The sequence below is a fragment of the Portibacter marinus genome, from assembly GCF_021533195.1.
GTDB lineage: Bacteria > Bacteroidota > Bacteroidia > Chitinophagales > Saprospiraceae > Portibacter > Portibacter marinus.
On the sequence record NZ_JAJNKB010000044.1, the window covers coordinates 1 to 2,290 of the forward strand.

Annotated in this window: 3 protein-coding genes; 2 read left to right on the forward strand and 1 reads right to left on the reverse strand. The window is 31.9% G+C overall.

Annotated features, from left to right (window positions below):
- Positions 1-20: 20 nt before the first annotated feature.
- Complete coding sequence (locus L2567_RS20775) at positions 21-158, forward strand: hypothetical protein (protein WP_235299788.1); 138 nt, start codon at positions 21-23, stop codon at positions 156-158.
- 4 nt (positions 159-162) lie between these two features.
- Positions 163-1,989 carry a P-loop NTPase fold protein gene (locus L2567_RS20780; RefSeq protein WP_235299789.1) on the forward strand — a complete coding sequence of 609 codons (1,827 nt, stop codon included), beginning with the start codon at positions 163-165 and terminating at the stop codon, positions 1,987-1,989.
- Positions 1,990-2,179: 190 nt separating this feature from the next.
- Here the strand turns inward: L2567_RS20780 and L2567_RS21420 are convergent.
- A partial coding sequence (locus L2567_RS21420; protein ID WP_406626751.1) for a transposase domain-containing protein occupies positions 2,180-2,290 on the reverse strand: 111 nt, incomplete at its 5' end.

The following is a 2,290-nucleotide window of genomic DNA, read 5'->3' on the forward strand; positions in this document are numbered from 1 at the left end:
TGTAAGATTTAAAAATTTGGATGAAGCTGAAAAATACTTTAGAAAGCTGTAAGAAATTTCTACTGCTAACAGGTGGCGATGATGGAATAGCTCCTAACGTCGCTCCTCCACATGCCACTAATCCGTTCTACACCATAAAAAAAGAAACAGACCAGTAAGCAAATGCAACAAATTGAAGAATACATCAGTAAAGTAAATACGGATTATGCTATAGCGATCAATGGCAAATGGGGAAGAGGAAAAACTTATTATGTCAAGAATGTTCTAAGTAACAAGATCAAAAAGGCAAGTAAGAAAATGTTTTATGTCTCGTTAAACGGGATATCTTCAACAAATGAGTTGCATAATTTAATAATCTCTACTTGTACAGTAAATCATTTAAATACATCTGGAGGCAGTACGACTGGATTAGGTGAACGAATTAACAGGATTACAGAAAAACTTGGATTTGCCCAATCAGTTAAATCAGCACTAAAATTTCATGACTTTCATTTTCCTGAATCAACTATCGTCGTTTTTGATGACTTAGAGAGAATTTCATCTAATTACAACTATAAAGACTTACTTGGCTATATAAATCGTGAATTTATAGAAACACATAATTTCAGAGTGATCTTAATAGGAGATTTTACACAAATAAAATCATCAGAGTTTTCACTAATAAAGGAAAAGTATATAAGATGGACTGTAGATTACACGCTTGATTTATCGCAAGCTTTATTAGATTTATTTTCGATTTTTGATCCTTCGAATAAGGATTACTATACCCATCTTTTGGAACACAAGGAATTTCTTCTTTCAATATGTGAAACACTAGAAATATATAATCTTCGAACAATTAAATTTTTTCTAGAGGTATATGAAATGATTTGTGAAAATATTGATAAGAAAGATTATAGTATTATCATCCGACACATTATCTATTCAACGTTGGTATACGTAGTGGAATTTAGAGAAGGAAGTTTTGACTATATGAGAAGTCTTCTTGATTTACCTATTGTTATTAGTCAAGAAGACAAAAGGGCCAACGGCATAGTCTATACTCCACTAAATAATACAAAATCATTTGAGGAAGAAAGATTAGAGTCAAATGACGAATTACGGAAACTGCACGAAAGATTTGGCAGATACACATACAACACGATTGTTGCTGTTTATGATAATGGCACAAAGTACAAATACTTTGAGTCTATTCTTGAATTGGTTAGAACTGGAAAACTTGATGAGCAAAAACTAATAGCAGAGCTTGACGCACATAAAAAGCAAACAAAACCAATCCTTAAGTTTGAGTCAAATCCAACTATAGATTCTTTAGCACTATTTAGATCACTTAAAGAAAATGAATTAGACCAAAAAATAGAGGAATTAGTTGAATCAATAAGAAATGGAAATCTTGAATTGGAAGAATTCGTTAGAGCGATAAATTTATTGATATACCTGAATTCTGAGCAGCTTTATTCATCACCCAAAAAAGATCTTATTGAAATTATAAAAGAAGGAATTCATAAGATTAATATCGAGAATTCTGAGGTAAATTTTGGAAGGTACTCACATTTTGAAATGAAGGAACTGAAGAATTTTGATAATTCTATATATGAAAATATAAATGAACTCATTGTCCAGAAAAATAAATTTCATATTGAACAAGAAGCTCTAAAAATTCTACAAAATTGGGAATATGAAGACGATAAATCCAATGCTTTTTATGAGATTATTAACAAACTACCTGGAGAAGTTATCGCAGATAAGTTAATTACTTTAATTAAGGATAGAATCTTTATAGAAGCATTGGCCAGAGAGGTATTTAGTACTTATAGGGCTGTAAACGCAGGAGAACATCATATAGAGGAGGTACCAAAACTTGAAATCATTTCAAGTAGACTTAAAACACAGATTGACAAAGGTCTTGACAAGATTGACAGATATATTTTGAATCAATTAATTAAACAACTAGATAGTTCTATTGCTCATCTACATAAAACTGTGTAACGGTGTAGAACATGCAACATCACATCATGCTTCGGCTATCGCCTCGCACGCCGGATGTCGCTGGCCGTTCTACACCATAAAAGCACAAAAAATGAAAGATCTTCATGATTTCGAAAAGAGATTTGAAACTTAGAATAAGTAAATTAGACCAACCTTTTACAAAGTATTATTAACGTATGCATCCCAGCAACTACAGCTTAACTGGAAGCAGACTTGCTAACTGATCCAATTTAGTTTCACTAATGATTTCGATTGTGGATTTCAACCATTGGTAGGGATTAACATCGTTAGCTTTGCAGGT